We start from the raw sequence: 19,818 nt of genomic DNA on the forward strand, positions 1-19,818 counted from the left end.
GCAGCCCCAGCCGCGCGAGGCTACTACAAGGCGGATGGCAGAACGGCTGAATTTTGTGCCGAAGAATCGGCGATTATTGCGGGCTGGAGATTTGCTTGCGCCCTGCGGAATTCGCGGTGTCGGCCTTTCCCGCAAGCTGGTATTCGCCGAGCAGCTCCAGCTTGACTGCGCACGGTTTGGTGGCTTCGTCCGGATTGGCCGGAATGAACGAACTCTGGCCGCCGGCAAGCGACGCCGGCAGCAGCATCACCCGGACGAAAGCATTGGTCGCGCCGCTGATGTTGCGGCTTTCGGGGTATCGCTCGCGGACCCGATGGACGCAGATACGGGGCGGGGCGGGACACCGGTCAACCCTGCCGATCGGGCGCCACTGTTCGAGCGCCCTGAGCCTTTGGGCCGGTTGGCGCGGGCGGCCGCTACCCGGCCGTCATTCATCGCGCGGCACAATCGCGATCGAGCGGGAAGATCGGCCGGCGGGCGCGGCGATAGGGCAGTTTCGTCAGGTCCGGCGTGCACAGCGCGCCGCTGTCGCAGACGATGACCTTGCCGGCGATCGGCTCGAAGGCGGCCCGGAAATGCTGCATCGACTTCAGCGCCACCACGCGCTTGGCCGCGGGATCGATGCCGAAGGCGCGGAATTGCTGCAGGTCGTTCATCTGCGCCCGGATCGTGGTGACCAGGATCTCGATATCGCCGACGCGCAGCACGGCGCAGGGCCCCCAGCTCGCATGCAGGCCGCCGAGCATCGGACCGTCGCCGATATAGTCGCCCGCGCTCAGGCTGACGAGCGTGCCGGTGAGGGCAAGCGGCCCACCACCGATCTCGGGGTCGACCTTGCCGCCGAGCCTGACCGAGACCGTCGTGCCCGGCTGAGCCCGGTGCAGTTCGGCCGCGGCTTCAGGATCGACGATCGGGCCGAAGCAGGCATCTTTCAGGTCGGCCTCGATCATGGCCTGCAAAAGCCCGGTGGCGTCGCCATAGCCGCCGCCGCCGGGATTGTCGGCGTAGTCGGCGATAATCAGCGGGCCCGATGTCGCGACATAGGCGGCAGCCTCCGCGACGGCGTCCGCCACCGTGAGGAAGGGCGTCACCATCTCGAAGCGGCGCTGCCACATGTCGTCGACCAGCGCCTCGGCGAAGCCGCGATGACGATCGAGATCGCCCTCGCAGGTGACCAGCACGGTCGGGCCGACCTCGGCGATATCGGCATTGCCGAAACCGCCATTGACGCTGACGGCGAAGACGCCCGGCTCCTGCTCATAGGCCTTCGCCTTGGCGATGCGCGCGACCATCGGGCCGATATCGGTGCGCCCGCCATTGACCTCCTCCAGCATCGGCCGCTCGGCGCGCAGCGTCACCGGCCTGATCTCGCCCGCCATGGCGCGCTGCAGGATGCCCGCCGCCAGCCGCCCGGTCTCGCGGACATCGACATGCGGATAGGTCTTGTAGGAGACGACGATGTCGGCGAGCTCCGTCATCGCCCGGGTGACATTGGCATGGGGGTCGAGCGTGACGCCGATCGGCACTTTGGGGCCGAGCACGGCGCGCAGCCGCTTGAGCAATTCGCCTTCGCCATCCTCGCAGAACTCCGTCACCATCGCGCCATGCAGGCCGAGCAGCACGCCGTCGATCGTCCCGGCATGGACCTTGGCTGCGTCGACGATGACATCGGCGATGCGGTCGAAGGCATCGCCCGTCACCGGGCCGGAGGGCTGGGCAGCGGCGCTGATCGCATGGACCACCCGCCAGCCGGCGGGGCGGCCGATATCGAGGAAGCCGGCAATCGGCGTATTGGCCTCACCGCGCTCCGTGATGGCGGCGTGGCCGAGCCTGATGCCGCGATCCGTGAAGGCGGCGTAATCGGCCGGGCAGCGGCTGAAGGTGTTGCTCTCATGCGAGAACTCGGCGGTCAGCACGGTGAAGCTCATGGCGTTTCCCTGCGGTCTCTTTTTGCGTGTCTCGGATGGGTTTGGCTTGGATGCGGTTCTGTTTGGATGGCGTCGCGCGTCAGCCGTCGCGCAGCGAGGCGCGGATATCGAGCGCCTCGATCAGCGCGTCCCCGAACAGGTTGATGGCGATCACGGTGGTGGCGATGACGAGGCCGGGAAAGATGATGATCCAGGGCGCGATGAAGATCTGCGCCGTGCCGGAGCTCATCATCGCGCCCCAGCTTGGCACCGGCGGCTGCGCGCCGAGCCCGAAGAAGCCCAGCGTCGCCTCGAGCACGATGGCGTCACCCGTCGCCAGCATGCCGGCGACGATGACAGGGGTCATCGCATTGGGCAGGAGATGGCGGAAGAGCACGCGGCCGGGATGGGCACCGGCCGCCACCGCCGCATCGACGAAGAGCTCGCCCTTGAGCGACATCACCTGCGCCCGCGTCAATCGGGTGAACTGGGCGAGATAGGCGATCGCGATGGCGATCGCGGTGGAATGCAGCCCCGGTCCCAGGATCGCGATCAGGATCAGTGCCAGCAGGATCTCGGGGAAGGACCAGGTCAGGTCGACGATGACGGTCACGGCCCGGTCGAACAGGCCACCGAAATAGCCGGCGGCGGCGCCAAGCGTCGCTCCAGCGAGAACCGACAGCGCGATCGACAGCACGCTGACGCTGAGCGAGGTGCGCGCGCCCTGGATGATGCGCGAGAGCAGGTCGCGCCCGAATTCGTCGGTGCCGAGCCAATGCGCTGGAGAGGGCGGCGTGTTGGCGATCGAGAGTTGCTGGGCCGCATAGTCGTAAGGCGCGATCCAGGGCGCGAAGATCGCGCAGAAGACGAGCGCGATCAGGAACAATGCGCAGATGGCGCCGCGCGGCGAGCGGGCGAGGCGGGCGGGCAGCGACGAACGGCTCATCGTGGACGGCCCATCTTGCACCGGTTCGTCTTGGAGCCCGTCTGGAACCTCCAGCCCTCATCCTGAGGAGCCGCGCAGCGGCGTCTCGAAGGATGCGCCAGATGGTTCGGGAGCCTCCTGGAGCATCCTTCGAGACGCAGCTCTGCGGAGCGCTCCTCAGGATGAGGGCTCAGGAAACGTCCAAGCGGGCTCTCGGTCCGGTTCATCTTGCACCCATGGCTTCGCGCAGGCGCGGATCGAGCGCCGCCTGGGCGAGATCGCCAAGCAGCGTGCCGAGCATCACCGCGATTGCGAGCATCAACAGGCAGCCCTGCACCAGCGGATAGTCGCGCTGGCCCAGCGCGGTGATCAGCAGCGAGCCGAGGCCTGGCCGGGCGAAGACATATTCGACGGTGACGGCGCCGCCGAGGATCCAGCCGATGCGCAGGCCCAGGATCGTCATCACCGGCAGCATCGCGTGCTGGAGCACATGGCGCAGCTGGATGCGCCAGAAGGGCAGCCCCTTGGCGTGGAGCACGCGCACGAAATCGCGGCCGGCGATCTCGATCATCGCGGCGCGGGTGACGCGGGCGATCAGCGCCGTGCCGCCGATACCGATGGTCAGCGCCGGCAGGACCAGCGCGTCCCAGCTGCGCGCGCCGGAGACCGGGAACCATTCGAACTGCACGGCGAACATCAGGATCATCAGCAGCGCCAGCCAGAAGCTCGGCAGCGTCGAGCCGAGCAGGATGAAGCCCATCACCGCCCGGTCGAACAGACTGTCGCGGAAGGAGGCGGCAAGCACGCCGGTGACGATCCCCACAGTGGTGGAGAAGATCAGCGCCGCACCGCCGAGCGCCAGGCTGTGCGGCATGTTCTCCGCGATCAGCCGTGCGACCGGCTGGCGCATCACGATGGCGTCGCCGAGATCGCCCGTGACGACCTTGGCGAGCCAGCGCCCGTACTGCACGAGCAGCGGCTGGTCGAGGCCGTAGCGGGCGATCATCTGCGCCCGCTGCTCGGGCGAGGAGCCGACCTGGATCAGATGCTCCAGCGGATCGCCCGGCACGAGATGGATGATCATGAAGATCACCAGCGAGACGGCGAGGAACACCGGCACCAGCATGGCGAGCCGCCGGATCGCGAATTGCAGCAAGGCGCTCTCCCCTCCGCGACCCTGGCCGGGCTCAATTCGCCGGGGCGATATCGAGCATGGTCGGCCCATAGAGCCCGGTGCCGCGGATCACCTGGGGCAGGACGATGCGCTTGCCATAGGCCAGGCTCTGCGCCGGCTGGTAGATCGGCGCGAAGGCGTACTGCGACAGCACATATTCATGATAGCGGGTGAAGTTCGCGACGCGCTCCTCCCAGGTCTTGGACTTGTTCATGGCGATGTCGTTCAGCCGCTCCGCTTCCGGGTCGTTGAACATCGAGACATTGGGGTAGCCGGCGCGCTTGGCCGCGAAGAACCAGTCGACGATGTCGGCATTGGTCCATTGATAGGAGCGGATCGCGAGCTGGTGCTCGGTCTTCTTGCGGTACTGCGCGTTGATCGAGCCGGCATCGATGATGCTGATATCGGCCTGCATGCCGACAGCCTTGAGCTGGGCCTGGACGATCTCGACGAGGCGCTTGAACTCGGTTCCGTTCTGTGTCCAGAGCTTGACCTCGAGGCGCTTGCCGTCCTTGACACGGATGCCGTCGGGACCGGCCTTCCAGCCGGCTGCGTCGAACAGCTTCTTCGAGCGCTCCGGATCATAGGAGATCTTGTATTTCGGCTCGACCTGCGACTCTTTCAGCGAGGAGATCAGGAAGGTGTCCGCCGCCGCGCCATTGCCGCCATAGAGGCTGGTCAGGATCTCCTTCTGGTTGACGGCGAACGCGGTCGCCTCGCGCAGCTTGACGTCGGTGAACGGCTCGACGCTGGTGTTGATCGGCATATAGACCAGCTCATTGCCGGGAAGAGTGACGAGCTTCACCGCCTTGTCGGCCTGGATGCGCGGCAGGAAGTCGGTGGGGACATTGACCAGCATGTCGGCGCCGCCGGTCTTCAATTCGAGATAGGCGGTCGATTCCTCGGCGATTTCGCGGAAGGTCAGCTTCTTGAACTTGGCCGGCCCGCGATTGGCCGAGAGGTCGGAAGCCCAGGCATAGTCGTCATTGCGCACCAGCACGGTCTGCTGGCCGACGCTGAACTGCTGCATCTTGTAGGGGCCGGTGCCGATGGCCTCGGTCACGCCGAATTTGTCGCCGAGCGCCGTGTAGGATTTCGGCTCGGGAATGCACATGAAGGATGTGGCGAGGTTGAACAGCAGGTTCGGGTCGGGGTGCTTCATGTGGAAGCGCACGGTCAGATCGTCGACGACCTCGACACGCTCGATCGCCTCCACGGTGAAGGCGTTCTCGGTGCCCTTGAATTGCGGCACCCACCATTCGATCGTGCGAGCGTTGAACGGCTCGCCATTGTGGAACTTGACGCCGGGCTTCAGCTTGAAGGTCCATTGCATGCCGTCGGGGCTGGCCTCCCAGGAGGAGGCGAGCTGGCCATGGAAGCTCTGGTCGGCGTCCTGCACGACGAGACGGTCGAAGATCAGCGTCGTCGCCGTATTGAGCTTGGTCGCCTTGGTCGGGTTGTAGGTCGGCGCGCCGACGAGGCGCGCGGTCATCACGAAGGTCGCCTCCTGCGCCTGCGCGCCGGTTGCGGTGAGCCCGGTGAGGCTCAAGCCCGCGAGGCTCAAGGCCAGCAGGCTGCGTGTCATCATCGTCTTCATCCCGTTTCCCCTTTTTGTCGTGAGATGCTGCGCAGGCATGGAAGGTAGGCCCCTCAGTCGAGCGGGCCCGTATTGTCGCCGACATGGCCGGTGAAGCGGCCGTAGAGTTCCGCCATCCGGTTCAGCCGCGGCTCGACCTGCGGGCCGAGCTCGACGAAGACGGCGTTGATCATGAGGTTGCTCAGGCTCGCCATCTGGGCGGTCGAGTCCCAGAACAGGTTGAACTCGGTCGAGACGACCAGCATCTCGTCGACCAGCCCGCGCCCCCAGTCGCAGAAGGAATCGGTGACGAGCGTGGTGGCGATGCCGGCAGCCTTCGCTTCGCGCGCCAGCACCTTGGCCATGCGCGAATAGCGCCGCGCCTCGAAGATCACCAGGCAGCGCCCGGGCTCGTCCGGGAGCAGGAGCTCGGAGAAATTGCCGGCGGCGAGGTCGACCAGATGCACGCCGTCGCGCAGATACTGGAGCTGGTTGGCGAGGTATTGCGCCAGGCCGCGTTCGGTCTGGAAGCCGGTGATGTAGACTGTGGGTGCGCTGGCGAGGCGGCGCGCCACGCGCTTCCACTCCTCGCTCTGGGCAAGCTCATAGAGCCTGACGAGGCCGGCGATCTCGAGCTCGAGGCTGCGTGCGAGCTGGTCGTCGCCAGCGCGGCTGCGCTGCTGGAAATCGCGCAGCCGGTCGCTGATCAGCCAGGGGCTGTCGCCGATCTCATCGGCCAGGCTCGCCTTGAGATCCTTCAGGCTCCTGTAGCCCAGCGTCCGGCAGAAGCGCCCGACCGTCGGCTCGCTCAACGAAACCTTCTCGGCCAGGCTCGCCGCCGTCTCGAAGGGCAAGCTCGACATCCGCGCCAGCATGTAGCTCGCCAGCGCCTTGTCGGCGCGGGAGCCCCCAGCGAGGCAGGCCTGCAATCTCTGGCGGAGTGTCTGCGACATCGGTGCTCCCGGCGATGTCGCAATCAAGAAATTTTTCTATCACGCTGTCAAAGGATTTTTATTTTCTTGCAAATCATGGCGGTTTGAGGCTCGTCTGGGGTAAGGCCACAGGCAGCAATGCCCCAGGTCGCGCGCCCTATGAGACTGTTTGGAAATATCCTGAGCCCTCATCCTGAGGAGCCGCGAAGCGGCGTCTCGAAGGATGCTCCAGCCCGCACTGGAGCCTCCTGGAGCATCCTTCGAGACGCCATTCCTCGCGGAATGGCTCCTCAGGATGAGGGCTCACCTTTCCAAGCGGGCTCTAGGCCGCTGCCCGGTATCGGTCGATAGGGAGACGGGTTTGCCCGACGCGATGACGACTGCAACAGAACAGGCGCAAACGGGGCAGGCCGGAATGCGACAGGTTCAGCTACGCCAGGCTGACGTGATCGTGCTCGGGGCCGGCATCATCGGCGTCAGCGCGGCCCTGCATCTGCAGGAGCGCGGCCGCAGCGTCCTGCTGGTCGATCGCGGCGAACCGGGAGGGCAAACCAGCCATGGCAATGCCGGGCTGATCGAGCGCTCCTCCGTCGTGCCCTACGCCTTCCCGCGCGATTTCGCGACGCTTGCCGCCTTCGCCTCGAACCGCTCCATCGCCGTGCGCTACCGGCCGGCGACGCTCTTGCGGATGGCGCCGTGGCTGGCGCGCTACTGGTGGAATTCGGCGCCCGGCCGGCTCGAGCGGCAGGGGCGCGCCATCCTGCCGCTGATCGAACGCAGCATCGATGAGCACCAGCGCTGGACGGCGGCCGCCGGCACGCAGGCTCTGATGCGCGGCGAGGGCTGGATCGAGCTCTACCGCAGCCCGCGCACGCTCGAGCAGGCGGTTTCCGCCGCGGCGGGCTTGCACGGCTACGGGCTCACCTATGATGTGCTGGACCTTGAGACCCTGCGCGCCCTGGAGCCCGCTCTGCTGCCCGGCACCGTTGCCGGCGCCTTGCACTGGCGCGACCCGGTCACCGTCAGCGATCCCGGCGCGGTGACGCGCGCCTATGCCGGGCTGTTCGTCGCGCGCGGCGGCACACTGGTGAAGGCGGACGCGCTGGCGCTGCGCCAGGAGGGTGCGCAATGGCGCCTGCCGAGCGAGGCCGGAGACTGGCGGGCGCCCGAGGTCGTCGTCGCGCTCGGGCCCTGGTCGGGCGATCTTTACCAGCGCCTCGGCTATCGCTTCCCGCTCGCCTTCAAGCGCGGCTACCACATGCACTACGCAGCCGTGAATGAGGCTGCGCCGCGGCACCCGCTCTGCGACGCCCAAGCCGGTTTCGTGCTGAGCGCGATGCAGCGCGGCATTCGCCTGACCACCGGCATCGAGCTTGCCGGCCGCGACGAGCCCTCGGACAACTGGCAGCTCGACCAGGCGGAAAACGTCGCGCGCGAGATCATGCCGCTGGGCCCGCGCCTGGATGCGCAGCCCTGGCGCGGCGCGCGCCCCTGCCTGCCCGACATGCTTCCGGTCATCGGCCGGGCTGCCCGGCATAGCGGCCTGTGGTTCGCCTTCGGCCACGCCCATCACGGCTTCACCCTGGGCCCAGCCACCGGGCGGCTCCTGGCGGAAGCGATGACCGGCGCGCCGGCCTTCTGCGACCTCAAGCCCTTCGCGGCCGATCGCTTCTAGGGGAGGGTCAAGGCGAGGACAGGTCCGACATCGCAATCGAGCGCCAAAGTCGGAGAGCACGGACAATCAGCAAGCGGCGAGCGCGACCACGCCCACCGTCATGGCAGGAACTGATTGCTGACCTGCTCACCGGGCGGTGACGAATCGTGCCACCTCCTCATCGCTGATCGGTGTCAAAGGCAGATCGAAGGCCTCGCGCAGGCGCATGACAAGCGATTGTGCCCATAGCGCATTCCAGACAAGACCACCGTGATGATCCGCCAGCTCCGCATGAGTGGGCTCGTCCCCGATCGTGTTGGTGACTCGCAGCTTTCCGCCGATGGTGACGGTCTTGAATGCCGGAGTGCCGTCGGGGCCGCGTCTGCCCCAGAGGCCGTCAAACCAGGCTCCGAGATCGAAGAAGGCGATGCGTGCGTCGGCGCTGGTCAGCCCACGCAGTTGGGCGTTGAAGTCGTCGAAGGCGGTTTGAATATTGGCGATGGCCGCAGTGGAATGACGTTTGTCGATCGTCGGGTCACTCACCTCATTATCCGTGCCCACCAGCAGGATGCGGGTCTTGGGATGAGCGGCATGGATCAAGCGTATGGCAGCCGCGATCTGTTCCACGCAATACGCCGCCGCAGCAAGGACCTCAGGCGCCTTGGGATCGCGCGCCTGGTCATCGATCACTGCCGATGAGTCGTTATTGCCGATCCGGATGACGACGATGCCGTTGCGCCAGCGCCCCGGGTCATGGTCCATCAGCTCCACCAGCCGCGGCGCCTGGGGATAGCGGTGTAGCGGACCGCCCATCAGATTCCTGCAGGTGGCGCCGGAATTTGCGAAATTATAGAGGTAATCCTCCTTCCTTGGCGTCCGGCCGGCATGCAGCCCGATGAGATCGCGCAGCCAGGCCATTTGGCTGGGCTGTCCCCAACGTACCCAGGGTCCGGGATTGAGCTCATTGCCGCGCAGTCGCGCCAGCACTTCGATCCACTGGAAGGTGCGGGCGTGAAACGCCCCGCCCCGGTCGGCGGAGCCCGGCGGGAAGCTCAGGCTATCCTGATAGGAATGGCTGCTGGAATCACCCAGCACCGCGAGTGCAATCCTGGTCGGAGGCGAAGTGTCGGCTGGGGTGCCGCTGTGCCACGCGACCAGCATGGCTAGACCCAAAGCAGCGAGCCCGGTCATCGCGCCAAGCGCGCACCTCAACCAGAGGCGAGCCAGGGCGGCTTTCATCGGCCTGAGCGCTCCCAGATTCCGCTATTTTGCATGGAGTGTCCCCCGAACTTCCTGATGCGCCCGGTTGCAGCTCGGCATCGAACGCATGCGGCTCGACCGGTGCGACCTCTCTCATATAGGTGGGGTGATCGTCGGCTTCTCCCGGGTGAAGGGACCGGCTGGAGCGCCAGGCGACCGGCCGGCCCCGCGTCGAGGTCGTCAGACCATGCGTTTGATCTCGCTATAGACTCCATTGGTCTTCAGCCGGATCGTAACATCCTTGCTGCCGTGGTTGCGCCAGAACCGGCCATGAGCGCAATCGCCTTCGGCGGTCAGCACGCCTTCGTCGCCAGCCACGCCGCGGCCGGCCTTGCAGCTCTTCTCCTTGGGGCCGCCCGCCGGCTTCCGCTTTGACAATATCCTATCCAGGGGGATACGATACAGCGATGTCGGAACCGCATGTCCACGCCAGCCATCCCGACATAGCCAGGCGCCTGAAACGGGCCGAAGGCCATCAAGGCGATCACCAAGTACCTCTGACCCCGCAGCATTCCCGACCCGATATCAGGCAAGATTGATCTCATGCTCGCCGTTTTGGCCAACCGCACATATGGTCGCCTCTTTCTCGCGCAGATCATCGCGCTGCTCGGCACAGGGCTGCTGACCGTCGCGCTCGGGCTGCTCGCCTTCAACCTCGCCGGCGACAAGGCGGGCACGGTTCTGGGCACCGCGCTGGCGATCAAGATGGTCGCCTATGTCACCGTCGCGCCGGTCGTGGGGGCTTTTGCGGCACAGCTGCCGCGCAAGGCCTTCCTGATCGCGATGGACCTGGTCCGGGCGGCCATCGCCCTGCTGCTGCCCTTCATCACCGAGATCTGGCAGATCTACGTCCTGATCTTCCTGCTGCAGTCGGCCTCGGCCGCCTTCACGCCGACCTTCCAGGCGACCATCCCCGACGTGCTGCCCGACGAGAACGACTACACCAAGGCGCTCTCCCTCTCCCGGCTGTCCTATGATCTGGAGAGCCTGACCAGTCCGATGCTGGCAGCCGCGCTGCTGACGCTGATCAACTATCATTGGCTGTTCTCCGGCACGGTCGTGGGGTTTCTCGCCTCCGCTGCGCTGGTGCTCTCGGTGACGCTGCCGGTCTCGCCGGCTACGGCACGGGCGGGCGGCATCTACGACAAGACCACGCGCGGCATGCGGATCTATCTGGCCACGCCGCGCCTGCGTGGCCTGCTAGCGCTCGACATGGCGGCCGCCACCGGCGGCGCGATGGTGATCGTCAACACGGTCGTGTTCGTGAAGGGCCGCCTCGGGCTCGGCGACGGCCAGGTCGCGCTCGCGCTGGCCTGCTTCGGCGGCGGTTCGATGATCGCTGCGCTGACCTTGCCACGCCTGCTGGAGAAGCTTGCCGATCGACGGGTCATGTTCATGGCTGCGATCTATCTCGGCTGCGTGCTGCTGATCGCGGCCGCGTTCCTGCTCGCGGTCGACGGCATCGCCGTCTCGGCCGCGACGACAGTTGCGAGCGCCAGCCTCTGGCCGGGGCTGCTGGCGACATGGCTTTTGCTCGGCCTGGGCTATTCGGCCGTCCAGACGCCCTCCGGCAGGCTGCTCCGCCGCTCCGCCCATGCCGCCGATCGCCCGGCCGTCTTCGCCGCCCAGTTCGCATTGTCCCATGCCTGCTGGCTGATCACCTATCCACTGGCTGGATGGCTCGGCGCGGCATTGCCCGCCTCCCTGACCTTCGGCCTCTTCGCGCTGCTCACGCTGGCCTCGGTGGTCGTCGCCAGGCGTGTCTGGCCGTCCGATGAGATCGGCGACATCGCCCACAGCCATGACGACCTGCCCGCTGATCATCCCCACCTCGCAGGCATCGACGACAACGGCCACGCGCATGCCTTCGTCATCGACGATCTCCACCAGGAGTGGCCGGAGCGGACGGGCTGAATCTGGGTGCGGCGGTTATCATGGAATGGGCGATAGGATTTCGGCAGGCCTCCACATGCAGGCTCTCGCCGCCCTGAAGGCTCGGCCCGCCGCCGGCATGCCGGCGCTGATCGTCGCAGCCTTCAGGAGCCGTTCAGCTGCTGAACCGATCCTGCGTCTCAGCTCACCGATGGCAGCCTGTCGAGCAGCTTGTCCAAGGTGATCGGATAATGGCGCACGCGCACGCCGGTGGCATTGTAGACCGCGTTGGCGACCGCCGCGCCAACGCCGCAGATGCCGAGTTCGCCGACGCCCTTGGCTTTCATCGGTGACGACATCGGGTCGGTTTCATCGAGGAAGACGACATCCTGGTGGGGGATGTCGGCGTGGACGGGAACCTCGTAGCCGGCCAGGTCGTGATTGACGAAGAAGCCGCGGCGCCTGTCGATGACGAGATCCTCCATCAGGGCCGCGCCCGCGCCCATCGTCATCGCGCCGATGACCTGGCTGCGGGCGGATTTGGGGTTGAGGATGCGCCCTGCCGCGCAGACGGCGAGCATGCGCCGGAGCCGGACCTCGCCGGTGGCGGCGTCCACGCCGACCTCGACGAAATGGCCGCCGAAGGTCGATTGCTGGTGCGTCTTGTCGAGGTCGCCGAACTCGATGGTGTCCTCGACGGTGATGTCGGCCTCACGCGCGGCCAGTGCCAGCGGGACGGCGCGGTTGCCCGACCTCACGGCGCCATCCTCGAACACCGCATCGGCCGTGTTGATTCCGAGCTTTTGCAGCACGGCCTCGCGCAGTTTGACGCAGGCCGCGTAGACGCCCGCGGTCGCCGAGTTTGCGCCCCACTGGCCGCCGGAACCGGCCGAGACAGGGAAGGTCGAGTCGCCGAGTTCGACCTTCACCTTGTCGATGGTCAGGCCCATCATTTCCGCGGCCGTCTGGGCGATGATGGTGTAGCTGCCGGTGCCGATGTCGGTCATGTCGGATTGAACCGTAATGATGCCGTCGCGATCGAGCCGGACCCGCGCGCCCGATTTCATGACGAGATTGTTGCGGAAGGCGGAGGCGACGCCGATGCCGACGAGCCATTTGCCGTCCCGGACCGTAGCCGGCGTCGCCGAGCGCTTGTCCCAGCCGAAGCGTTCGGCGCCCAGGCGCAGGCACTCGACCAGGCGGCGCTGCGAAAACGGCCGCTGCGGCTTCTCCGGATCGACCTGGGTGTCGTTGCGAATGCGGAACTCGATCGGGTCCAGGCCGAGTGTCTCCGCCATCTCGTCCATGGCGATCTCCAGCGCCATCAGACCCGGCGCCTCACCCGGTGCGCGCATCGCATTGCCCTCGGGCAGATCAAGGACCGCAAGCTTCAGCGAGGTCATCCGGTTGGCGCCGGCATAGAGCAGGCGCGTTTGCTGCGTCGCGAGCTCCGGCCCGCCATCCTTCAGGTCCCCGGACCAGCTCTCATGCCCGATCGCGGTGATCTTGCCGTCGGGCGTCGCGCCAATGCGAATGCGCTGGATCGTGGCGGGACGGTGGGTGGTGTTGTTGAACATCATCGGCCGCGTCAGGGCGACCTTGACCGGCCGCCCGGCGGCGCGCGCCCCCAGCGCCGCCAGCAGCGCGTCGGCGCGGTTGAAAAGCTTGCCGCCGAAGCCGCCGCCGATGAAGGGCGAGATCAACCGGATATTCTCCCTGGGAATGCCCAGCGTCCTGGCCATGTCGCCCGTACTCCAGGCGATCATCTGGTTCGAGGTCCACAGCGTCAGCTTGTCGCCCTCCCAGCGGGCGATGGAGGCGTGCGGCTCCATCATCGCGTGAGCCTGATCGGGCGTCGAATAGCTCTGGTCGAGCTTCACCGGCGCGGCGGCGAAGGCGCCCGCGAAGTCGCCGGTGGCGGTCTGGGTCGGTGTCTCCCCATCCGCCGGGGCGTCGGGCGCGCTGTCCATGACGGCTGCGAGATCGAAGCTGCCCTTCGCGTCCGCGTAATGCACTTTGACCAGTTGCGCGGCAGCGCGGGCCTGCTCGAAGGTCTCGGCGACGACGAGAGCCACCGCCTGATGGTAGTGCTGGATCTCCGGGCCGCCCAGCAGCTTGGCCGTATTGTACCTGCCCTTGTCGAGCTTGCCGGCGCTCTGCGCCGTGACGATGGTCAATACGCCTGGAGCCTGCCGCGCGGCGGCAAGGTCCATTCCGGTGATCCGACCCTTGGCGATGGCCGCGCCGACGACATGGCCATAGGCCTGGTTCGGTGCGACATCGTGCTGCTCATAGGCGTAGCGGGCCGTGCCGGTCACCTTGCGCGGTCCGTCGATCCGGTCCAGCGGCTGCCCGATGACCGCGAGCCTGTCGATAGGGTTGGTGGTGGCTTGTGTGTCGAATTTCATGGCTTCAGGCCCTCGCTTCGACAAGCACGGCGGCGAGCGTGCGCTCGACCAGCGGGAGCTTTAAGGCATTGTCGTGGGTGGTTCTGGCATTCGCCAGCAGGCGCTCCGTCACGGCCCTGGCGCCTTCAGGCAATTGGGTCTCCGCCGCCTCGATCCGCCACGGCTTGTGGGCGACGCCGCCCAGGGCAACGCGCCCGGTGCCGTCACGCTGCACGATCGCGCCGACCGAAATCAGCGCGAATGCATAGGAAGCGCGGTCGCGCACCTTGCGATAGACATGCTTGCCGCCGACCGGTCTGGGCAGGGTCACCGCCGTGATCAGTTCTCCCGCGGCGAGGGTGGTTTCAAGGTGGGGTGTCTCGCCCGGCGCCCGGTAGAATTCGGCGATCGGCAGGCTGCGCGTCTCGCCATCGGGCCTCACCGTCTCGACCTGCGCGTCCAGCGCCCGCATCGCCACCGCCATGTCGCTGGGATGGGTGGCGATGCAGGCCTCGCTTGCGCCCACCACCGCCAGAGACCGGCTGAAACCGCCCAGCGCCGAGCAGCCGGTGCCGGGCTGCCGTTTGTTGCAGGGCTGGTTGGTGTCGTAGAAATAGGGGCAGCGGGTGCGCTGCAGCAGGTTGCCGGCCGTCGTCGCCTTGTTGCGGAGCTGGCCCGAAGCGCCGGCCAGAAGCGCGCGCGACAGCAGGCCGTAATCGCGCCGGATGCGCGCATCGGCCGCGAGATCGGTGTTGCGCACGAGGGCGCCGATCCTCAGGCCGCCGTCCTGCGTCGGCTCGATGGTGTCGAGCGCCAGGTCGTTGACGTCGATCAGGTGGCGCGGGGTCTCGATCTCCAGCTTCATCAGGTCGAGCAGGTTGGTTCCGCCGGCGATGAAGCGCGCATCCGGATTTCGGGCGGCGGCTGACGCAGCCTGCGCCGGCGTGGCGGCGCGCTCATAGGTGAAGGATTTCATGCCTTCCTCCCGGACACTTCGGTGATGGCGTCGACGATGTTGGAATAGGCGCCGCAGCGGCAGATGTTGCCGCTCATGCGCTCCCGGATCTCGGCTTGCGATCCTTCGGGAAGCGCGGTCAGGTCGGCGCTGACATGGCTGGGGATGCCGGCCTTGATCTCTTCGAGAACGCCGACCGCCGAGCAGATCTGGCCTGGCGTGCAGTAGCCGCACTGAAAGCCGTCATGCCTGACGAAGGCGGCCTGCATCGGGTGCAGGTCGTCGGGCGTGCCGAGGCCTTCGATCGTAGTGATGCGCTCGCCCTGGTGCATGACGGCGAGCGTCAGGCAGGAATTGATGCGCCGGCCCTCGACGAGGACGGTGCAGGCGCCGCACTGGCCGTGATCGCAGCCCTTCTTCGTGCCGTTCAGGCGAAGATTTTCCCGCAGCGCGTCGAGCAGCGTCGTTCGCGCATCGAGATTGAGTTCGCGTTGCCCGCCGTTGACCTCGAATGAAACGGGCAAGATGACGGGCCCCGGGCTGGCAGAGCCAGTCTCCGGCGGGGTTTGTGCGGCGAGCCGCGAGGCGGATGATGTCGTTGCGACCGCGGCTGCGGTGGCGACCAACACGTCGCGGCGCGTCGCCGCCAGATCGGTGGGTAAATTCATGCTCACTCCGGAATAACCGACGCTCGCAGCGACCTCGCGCTGACCGGCGACCGCCATGGAGAACTCGCCCCATGGAGGGCACGCCGTCGCGATGCCGCGCTTCGCGGATGCCTGTCCTCCTAACTGCTCAGAGTTTGGAAGCGTTCCAGAAGGAGGGCCGATTGGCTTTATGAGACAGGCTCATCAATCCGGCGTCGGACTCGCCCTAGCCAGACTTGCCATGATCAGACTTGCCATGAGCGGTGCGGCTCTGCACCATCGGGCATGCCCCGTCGCGCGACCCTTGCGGCTCTCCGGAAGGACGCCGCCTATCTTGGCCTCCTGGCTGTCCAGACGGCGGCGGCGACGGTGCTATTCTGGGTGATGTTTCCGCTGTTTCGCCAGATGATCACGCGGATAGGCGAACCGCAGCAGGTGAGCCGCCTCGTCGAGCTGGAAATCGTGCTGGCGACGTTGACCCTGCATTGTGCCTATTGGGCGCGCTATCGCTGGGTCGCGGTCGCTACGCCGGTCCACAACCCCTTTCTCGGTCATCTCGTCCAGTTTGCCGGCCGCGCCAGTTTCTTCTTTGGCGGCGCGGTGTTCTCGGTGCTGTTCTTCCGGCATCTGCCCGAGCTCGCCGCACTGCCCTCGCTCGACCAGGGCCTGGCCAGGGGCTTCATCGTGCTCTGGGTGCTGTTTGCCCTGTTCTGCTATTCGCTCGAGCTCGACCGGCTTGGCAAAGCCATCGAGGAGCCGCCGAAGCCGGAGCCGCCCAAGCAGAGTTGAAAAGAAGCAGGCTTGAAAAGCCGCGGATCTGGAACCAATGCGACCGGCCGGCGCGCTGTCTGCAGGGCCCGGTTGCGGGTTTCCCGCGACCTCTGGCCGAAACTCAGTGCTTTCGCGTCAGGTAAAGCGGTACGGAGAGCACGAGCTGGATGGAGGTGCTGGTCTTGCCGGTCGTGCTCCGCGACAGCGCTCCGGCCAGCCCGACGCCGAACATCTTGTTGTCGGCGGCATCGTATTTTTCGAACTCCACGACCGCAAAGACCTGTCGGGCCGGTGTGGCGCGAATGACCGTGCCGAGACTGCCGCCGCCAAAGCTGGCATAGCCGGCCTTTCCCGTCAGCTTCCAGCCGGATTCCCATTGATGGTAGGCCCCGACATAGCCGCCATAGAGCGGCTGAAGCTGGCCCAGCCCGAAATTGACCGTGACATAGGTGAGCGCGAGACCGGCGATGAGGCCGCGATGTCCCGCCTCGTCGAAGGAAAAATCCGCATCGATCCCGCCTGACCAGGTCGTCGTCAGGGCTGATCCGGCGGGAATTCTGACAGGGCGGGAGACCGAGCCGGAGACCGAAAGCTCGGGGAGAAACCCGGCCTGATCGAGGAAGGTATAGTCGAAACCGGTGGTGAAGCTGCCCAGCGCCAGCTGCGACCATGGCGTGGAAGCCGTCTTGGAACTGGCGAAATCGAAGCCCGCATAGAGGCTCAGATCATCGGTGATGTCGATGGTCAGCGGGGCATCGATGGAGAGGGACTTGCTGGAGCTGCCCGTGATCGAGAAAAACCCGCGCCGGCCAATGACGAAGCTGTTTCCCGGCGACCTCGCCATTGTCGCGGAGGCGTCGATATAGATCACCGGCCCTGTCGCTGACGGCTCGGCCTCCGAGGCGGTCGCCTCCGGGCCGGGCGCTGCCGGGCGCGGCCGCTCTTCGGCAAGGCTGGCCGGGGCGGGAAGGGCGCATGCGAGCGCAAGCGCCACCAGGAGCCGGTGGCGCGTCCAGCTGAACGGTGTCGGCCGCCGCGCGCGGCCGGGGCGGGCGAGTTCAGGAGACACGAGGTCCTGGGACATCAGCTCCGCATTCCCTAGTGATGGCTCGGCCCTGCCGCAACGCTCCAGCGGGGCATGCGATGAAGTGACTGCACATAAACTTGGCCTTGCAGAGGTCGTAAAGCTTGTCGGCGCGGTTCGCATCGACTAATCTTGATCCCATAGGAGGCGTCGGTCAATTCAGGCTGGGGCTATATAATTTTCGTATGTAAAATTGTTCTGTTATAAGTCATCGATGACAAAATTAGTCTTTACAAGAAGATATCTCTATGCGTTGTTGAATTCAGCTCTATAAAATGGCGGATGATATCGGCGCTACGGGCTTGTTTGCCAAGGCTGACTACAGCGATTTTTATAATCCGGTGACTAATGGTCGTGCGTCAATGTCTTATCAGAAATGCTTCATCAGGCGCCCCTTTACGTCAGCTTTGAGGTTTATGGCGATCGCGCCTTTATTTTGCCTGTTTTTATGTTTGCACGCCCTCTCGCTTCCAGCGCTCGCCCAAACCCCGGCTCCGCCTGCCGGGATCAGCCAGGAACAGTTCGACGCACTTGTCGAAGCTATCGGTCGGTCGGTCGCAGCGAAGCTGAAGGCACCCGCGCCCGCAGCGGGAGGAGGGACCTCGGACCCCGCCGGGGCCGCAACGCCGGACCCGCTCGAAGCCCGGGTGGCGCAGTTCGTCGACAGAGGCGCTGCCGCTTTGGCGGCTTTCCCCGAGCTCGGCCGCCGGCTGGCGGAATTTCCCCGGCTGATCGTGCAAGCCGGCGATGGCCGCGGATTGGCGGCGTTTCTCCTGCTCCTGTTGATCTCCGCGGCGCTGGCGCTCGCCGTCGAGCGGCTCGTGGCGGCGCTGTTCGGCGGCCTGCGAACGCGCCTGGGTGCAAGAGTGGCCGCGACACCCGGCCCGGCCGCGCTGCTGCCGATCGGCGCGATCCTGGCGCTCGATCTTGTCGGCGTCGCCGCCGTCTGGCTCGTCAGCTATGGCGCGATCGGGATCTGGTTTTCGCGCGGCGTCGGCCAGGACAAGCTGGCGGCCGCGATCCTGGCGGGGATCTTCGCCTGGCGGCTTTACATGCTGGCTTTCCGCTTCGTGCTGCGGCCGGGCCTCGCCGGCGCCCGCCTCGCGGCAATGGAGGATGGCGAGGCCGCTGCCCTGTATCGCCGCATCACGCTGATCGTCCTCCTGATCATGGCTCTGCGCATCGTGATCCGCCTGCTGCTCGCGACCGGGACCCCGGCGGAGGCGATCGCCGCCGGCCAGATCCTGGTGACGAGCCTCGTGCTGAGCTTCGTCTTCTGGATGGCCGCGCGCTCGCGCATCGCCGTCGGCCGCTGGCTGGCCGGGCTGGCCTCGGCCCGAAACAGCCTGGCCGGCTGGCTGGGCGCTCACTGGCTCACCGTCGCGGCGCCGCTTTTCCTGGCGCTCGGGCTCACTCAGATCTACGGCGCCGTGGTTGCGCGCTACACCGTGCCCAATGCCGTACTGCTGACGCTCAATGCGCTGATCGCGCTGATCCTGTTTCAAACGCTGGCGCGCTACCTGACCCGGCCACGCCAGGCGGCCCTGCCTGACATCATGCAGGGTGAGCCGGCCGCAGAGCCCGCCGCCGATGCGGCGGCCATGCCGGCCCCTCGCGGTTTCACCGATGTCGTCGTGCGCTGCATCCGGACGGCCATCCTGCTCGCGATCATGGTCTTCGTCGCACAAAGCTGGATCGTGGATGTCTTCGCGCTTGTCGACGAGCAGGGCTGGCGGACGCTCGCCCGTTCGTCTCTGGCGACGGCGGTGACGCTGTTCCTCGCCTTCGTGGCCTGGGAGCTGGTCGATTTTTTCACCCGCGCGACACCAGCTGCGGCCCACGACGTCGCGGCGGCAGGAGAGGGCGGCGGCGGTTCCGGCTCCCGCCTTGCGACCATGCTGCCGCTGTTGCGGGTCGTGCTTGCGATCACGATCGGTGTGCTGGCCCTGCTCATCGTGCTCTCGGAGATGGGGGTCAACATCGCGCCGCTTCTGGCCGGGGCGTCGGTGTTCGGGCTGGCCTTGTCCTTCGGCAGCCAGGCGCTCGTCCGCGACATCGTCTCAGGGATATTCTACCTGAGCGACGATGCCTTCCGCATCGGCGAGTACATCGACTGCGGCAAGGCGAAGGGATCCGTCGAGGGCTTCACGCTGCGCTCGATTCGTCTGCGCCATCAGAACGGCCAGGTCCACACCATTCCGTTCGGCCAGCTCGGCCAGATCACCAATTTCAGCCGGGACTGGGCGACCGTCAAATTCAACCTCCGCTTCAAGCGCGACACCGATCTCGAGAAGCTGCGCAAGACGGTCAAGAAGATCGGCGACCAGATGCAGGCGGATCCCGAATTCGCCAATGATTTCATCGCTCCGCTGCGCATGCAGGGCGTCGCCGACATCCTGGACAATGCGATCCTGGTTCGCTTCAAATTCACCGTCAAACCGATCCAGCCGAGCTATGTCCAGCGCGTCGCGGTGAAGACCATGGTCACGACCTTCCCGACCGTGGGGATCGAGTTCGCGGATTCGATGGTCGCGGTCCAGACGATGGGCGCAGGCGGCGATCAGGCCGCTGCCGCGGCCGCGAGCTCGGCCCAGAACCGATCGCGGGCCGAACTGGCCCTGTCCACGGAGGCGGGACAGTGACGATGGATGTGGCGCAGCCGATCAAAATCATA

The 19,818-nt window shown here is 66.4% G+C and carries 16 protein-coding genes; 4 read left to right on the forward strand and 12 right to left on the reverse strand.

Annotated elements, in window-relative coordinates; genetic code table 11:
- Positions 1-73: 73 nt before the first annotated feature.
- From J2Y55_RS15395 to J2Y55_RS15420, 6 genes are all read right to left on the reverse strand, one after another.
- Complete coding sequence (locus tag J2Y55_RS15395) at positions 74-247, reverse strand: hypothetical protein (protein WP_310154743.1); 174 nt, start codon at positions 245-247, stop codon at positions 74-76.
- Positions 248-431: 184 nt separating this feature from the next.
- On the reverse strand, positions 432-1,928 hold the full coding sequence (locus J2Y55_RS15400) for a M81 family metallopeptidase (RefSeq protein WP_310154746.1): 1,497 nt from the start codon (positions 1,926-1,928) through the stop codon (positions 432-434).
- Positions 1,929-2,007: 79 nt separating this feature from the next.
- Positions 2,008-2,853, reverse strand: coding sequence for an ABC transporter permease (locus tag J2Y55_RS15405; RefSeq protein ID WP_310154749.1), 846 nt, complete (start codon positions 2,851-2,853; stop codon positions 2,008-2,010).
- A 202-nt stretch (positions 2,854-3,055) separates the two neighbouring features.
- On the reverse strand, positions 3,056-3,988 hold the full coding sequence (locus tag J2Y55_RS15410; protein WP_310154752.1) for an ABC transporter permease: 933 nt from the start codon (positions 3,986-3,988) through the stop codon (positions 3,056-3,058).
- Positions 3,989-4,019: 31 nt separating this feature from the next.
- Positions 4,020-5,594 carry an ABC transporter substrate-binding protein gene (locus J2Y55_RS15415; RefSeq protein ID WP_310154755.1) on the reverse strand — a complete coding sequence of 525 codons (1,575 nt, stop codon included), beginning with the start codon at positions 5,592-5,594 and terminating at the stop codon, positions 4,020-4,022.
- Positions 5,595-5,656: 62 nt separating this feature from the next.
- Entirely contained in the window at positions 5,657-6,535 is an 879-nt protein-coding gene (locus J2Y55_RS15420) for a MurR/RpiR family transcriptional regulator (RefSeq protein WP_310154758.1), read from the reverse strand.
- A 394-nt stretch (positions 6,536-6,929) separates the two neighbouring features.
- On the opposite strand from J2Y55_RS15420, the gene J2Y55_RS15425 reads away from it, so the two are divergent.
- Positions 6,930-8,189 carry an NAD(P)/FAD-dependent oxidoreductase gene (locus tag J2Y55_RS15425; RefSeq protein WP_310154761.1) on the forward strand — a complete coding sequence of 420 codons (1,260 nt, stop codon included), beginning with the start codon at positions 6,930-6,932 and terminating at the stop codon, positions 8,187-8,189.
- A gap of 126 nt (positions 8,190-8,315) precedes the next feature.
- On the opposite strand, the gene J2Y55_RS15430 is transcribed toward J2Y55_RS15425, so the two are convergent.
- Complete coding sequence (locus J2Y55_RS15430) at positions 8,316-9,407, reverse strand: SGNH/GDSL hydrolase family protein (RefSeq protein WP_310154765.1); 1,092 nt, start codon at positions 9,405-9,407, stop codon at positions 8,316-8,318.
- Positions 9,408-9,608: 201 nt separating this feature from the next.
- Positions 9,609-9,806 (reverse strand): hypothetical protein, encoded by a 198-nt coding sequence (locus J2Y55_RS15435; RefSeq protein WP_310154769.1) that lies wholly within the window; start codon positions 9,804-9,806, stop codon positions 9,609-9,611.
- A gap of 165 nt (positions 9,807-9,971) precedes the next feature.
- On the opposite strand from J2Y55_RS15435, the gene J2Y55_RS15440 reads away from it, so the two are divergent.
- Entirely contained in the window at positions 9,972-11,342 is a 1,371-nt protein-coding gene (locus J2Y55_RS15440; RefSeq protein ID WP_310154773.1) for an MFS transporter, read from the forward strand.
- 158 nt (positions 11,343-11,500) lie between these two features.
- Here the strand turns inward: J2Y55_RS15440 and paoC are convergent, their stop codons facing one another.
- Genes paoC through paoA form a run of 3 tightly spaced genes read right to left on the reverse strand, consistent with a single transcriptional unit; the run spans position 11,501 to position 15,310 of the window.
- Positions 11,501-13,708 (reverse strand): aldehyde oxidoreductase molybdenum-binding subunit PaoC, encoded by a 2,208-nt coding sequence (gene paoC / locus J2Y55_RS15445; RefSeq protein ID WP_310154778.1) that lies wholly within the window; start codon positions 13,706-13,708, stop codon positions 11,501-11,503.
- A gap of 4 nt (positions 13,709-13,712) precedes the next feature.
- The gene (locus J2Y55_RS15450; RefSeq protein ID WP_310154781.1) at positions 13,713-14,663 is read right to left on the reverse strand and encodes an FAD binding domain-containing protein; all 951 of its coding nucleotides are present in this window, start codon (positions 14,661-14,663) and stop codon (positions 13,713-13,715) included.
- The gene (gene paoA / locus J2Y55_RS15455; RefSeq protein WP_310154784.1) at positions 14,660-15,310 is read right to left on the reverse strand and encodes an aldehyde dehydrogenase iron-sulfur subunit PaoA; all 651 of its coding nucleotides are present in this window, start codon (positions 15,308-15,310) and stop codon (positions 14,660-14,662) included. Before paoA ends, J2Y55_RS15450 begins: the two co-directional genes overlap by 4 nt.
- A 264-nt stretch (positions 15,311-15,574) precedes the next feature.
- On the opposite strand from paoA, the gene J2Y55_RS15460 reads away from it, so the two are divergent.
- Positions 15,575-16,078 carry a hypothetical protein gene (locus J2Y55_RS15460; RefSeq protein ID WP_310154787.1) on the forward strand — a complete coding sequence of 168 codons (504 nt, stop codon included), beginning with the start codon at positions 15,575-15,577 and terminating at the stop codon, positions 16,076-16,078.
- A 103-nt stretch (positions 16,079-16,181) separates the two neighbouring features.
- Here J2Y55_RS15460 and J2Y55_RS15465 read toward each other — a convergent pair whose 3' ends face one another.
- The gene (locus tag J2Y55_RS15465) at positions 16,182-17,144 is read right to left on the reverse strand and encodes a hypothetical protein (protein ID WP_310154790.1); all 963 of its coding nucleotides are present in this window, start codon (positions 17,142-17,144) and stop codon (positions 16,182-16,184) included.
- Between the two features lie 647 nt (positions 17,145-17,791).
- On the opposite strand from J2Y55_RS15465, the gene J2Y55_RS15470 reads away from it, so the two are divergent.
- Positions 17,792-19,786 (forward strand): mechanosensitive ion channel domain-containing protein, encoded by a 1,995-nt coding sequence (locus J2Y55_RS15470; RefSeq protein ID WP_310154794.1) that lies wholly within the window; start codon positions 17,792-17,794, stop codon positions 19,784-19,786.
- Positions 19,787-19,818: the final 32 nt, after the last annotated feature.

The organism is Allobosea sp. BE125 (assembly GCF_031456075.1).
Classification (GTDB): Bacteria; Pseudomonadota; Alphaproteobacteria; order Rhizobiales; family Beijerinckiaceae; genus Allobosea.

Coding starts and splice junctions, on each gene's coding strand:
- J2Y55_RS15430 (WP_310154765.1), bottom strand. CDS start 9,407: ATGAAAGCCGCCCTGGCTCGCCTCTGGTTGAGGTGCGCGCTTGGCGCG.
- J2Y55_RS15440 (WP_310154773.1), top strand. CDS start 9,972: ATGCTCGCCGTTTTGGCCAACCGCACATATGGTCGCCTCTTTCTCGCG.
- J2Y55_RS15465 (WP_310154790.1), bottom strand. CDS start 17,144: ATGTCCCAGGACCTCGTGTCTCCTGAACTCGCCCGCCCCGGCCGCGCG.
- J2Y55_RS15405 (WP_310154749.1), bottom strand. CDS start 2,853: ATGAGCCGTTCGTCGCTGCCCGCCCGCCTCGCCCGCTCGCCGCGCGGC.
- J2Y55_RS15400 (WP_310154746.1), bottom strand. CDS start 1,928: ATGAGCTTCACCGTGCTGACCGCCGAGTTCTCGCATGAGAGCAACACC.
- paoA (WP_310154784.1), bottom strand. CDS start 15,310: ATGAATTTACCCACCGATCTGGCGGCGACGCGCCGCGACGTGTTGGTC.
- J2Y55_RS15425 (WP_310154761.1), top strand. CDS start 6,930: ATGCGACAGGTTCAGCTACGCCAGGCTGACGTGATCGTGCTCGGGGCC.
- J2Y55_RS15450 (WP_310154781.1), bottom strand. CDS start 14,663: ATGAAATCCTTCACCTATGAGCGCGCCGCCACGCCGGCGCAGGCTGCG.
- J2Y55_RS15460 (WP_310154787.1), top strand. CDS start 15,575: ATGCCCCGTCGCGCGACCCTTGCGGCTCTCCGGAAGGACGCCGCCTAT.
- paoC (WP_310154778.1), bottom strand. CDS start 13,708: ATGAAATTCGACACACAAGCCACCACCAACCCTATCGACAGGCTCGCG.
- J2Y55_RS15420 (WP_310154758.1), bottom strand. CDS start 6,535: ATGTCGCAGACACTCCGCCAGAGATTGCAGGCCTGCCTCGCTGGGGGC.
- J2Y55_RS15415 (WP_310154755.1), bottom strand. CDS start 5,594: ATGATGACACGCAGCCTGCTGGCCTTGAGCCTCGCGGGCTTGAGCCTC.
- J2Y55_RS15395 (WP_310154743.1), bottom strand. CDS start 247: ATGCTGCTGCCGGCGTCGCTTGCCGGCGGCCAGAGTTCGTTCATTCCG.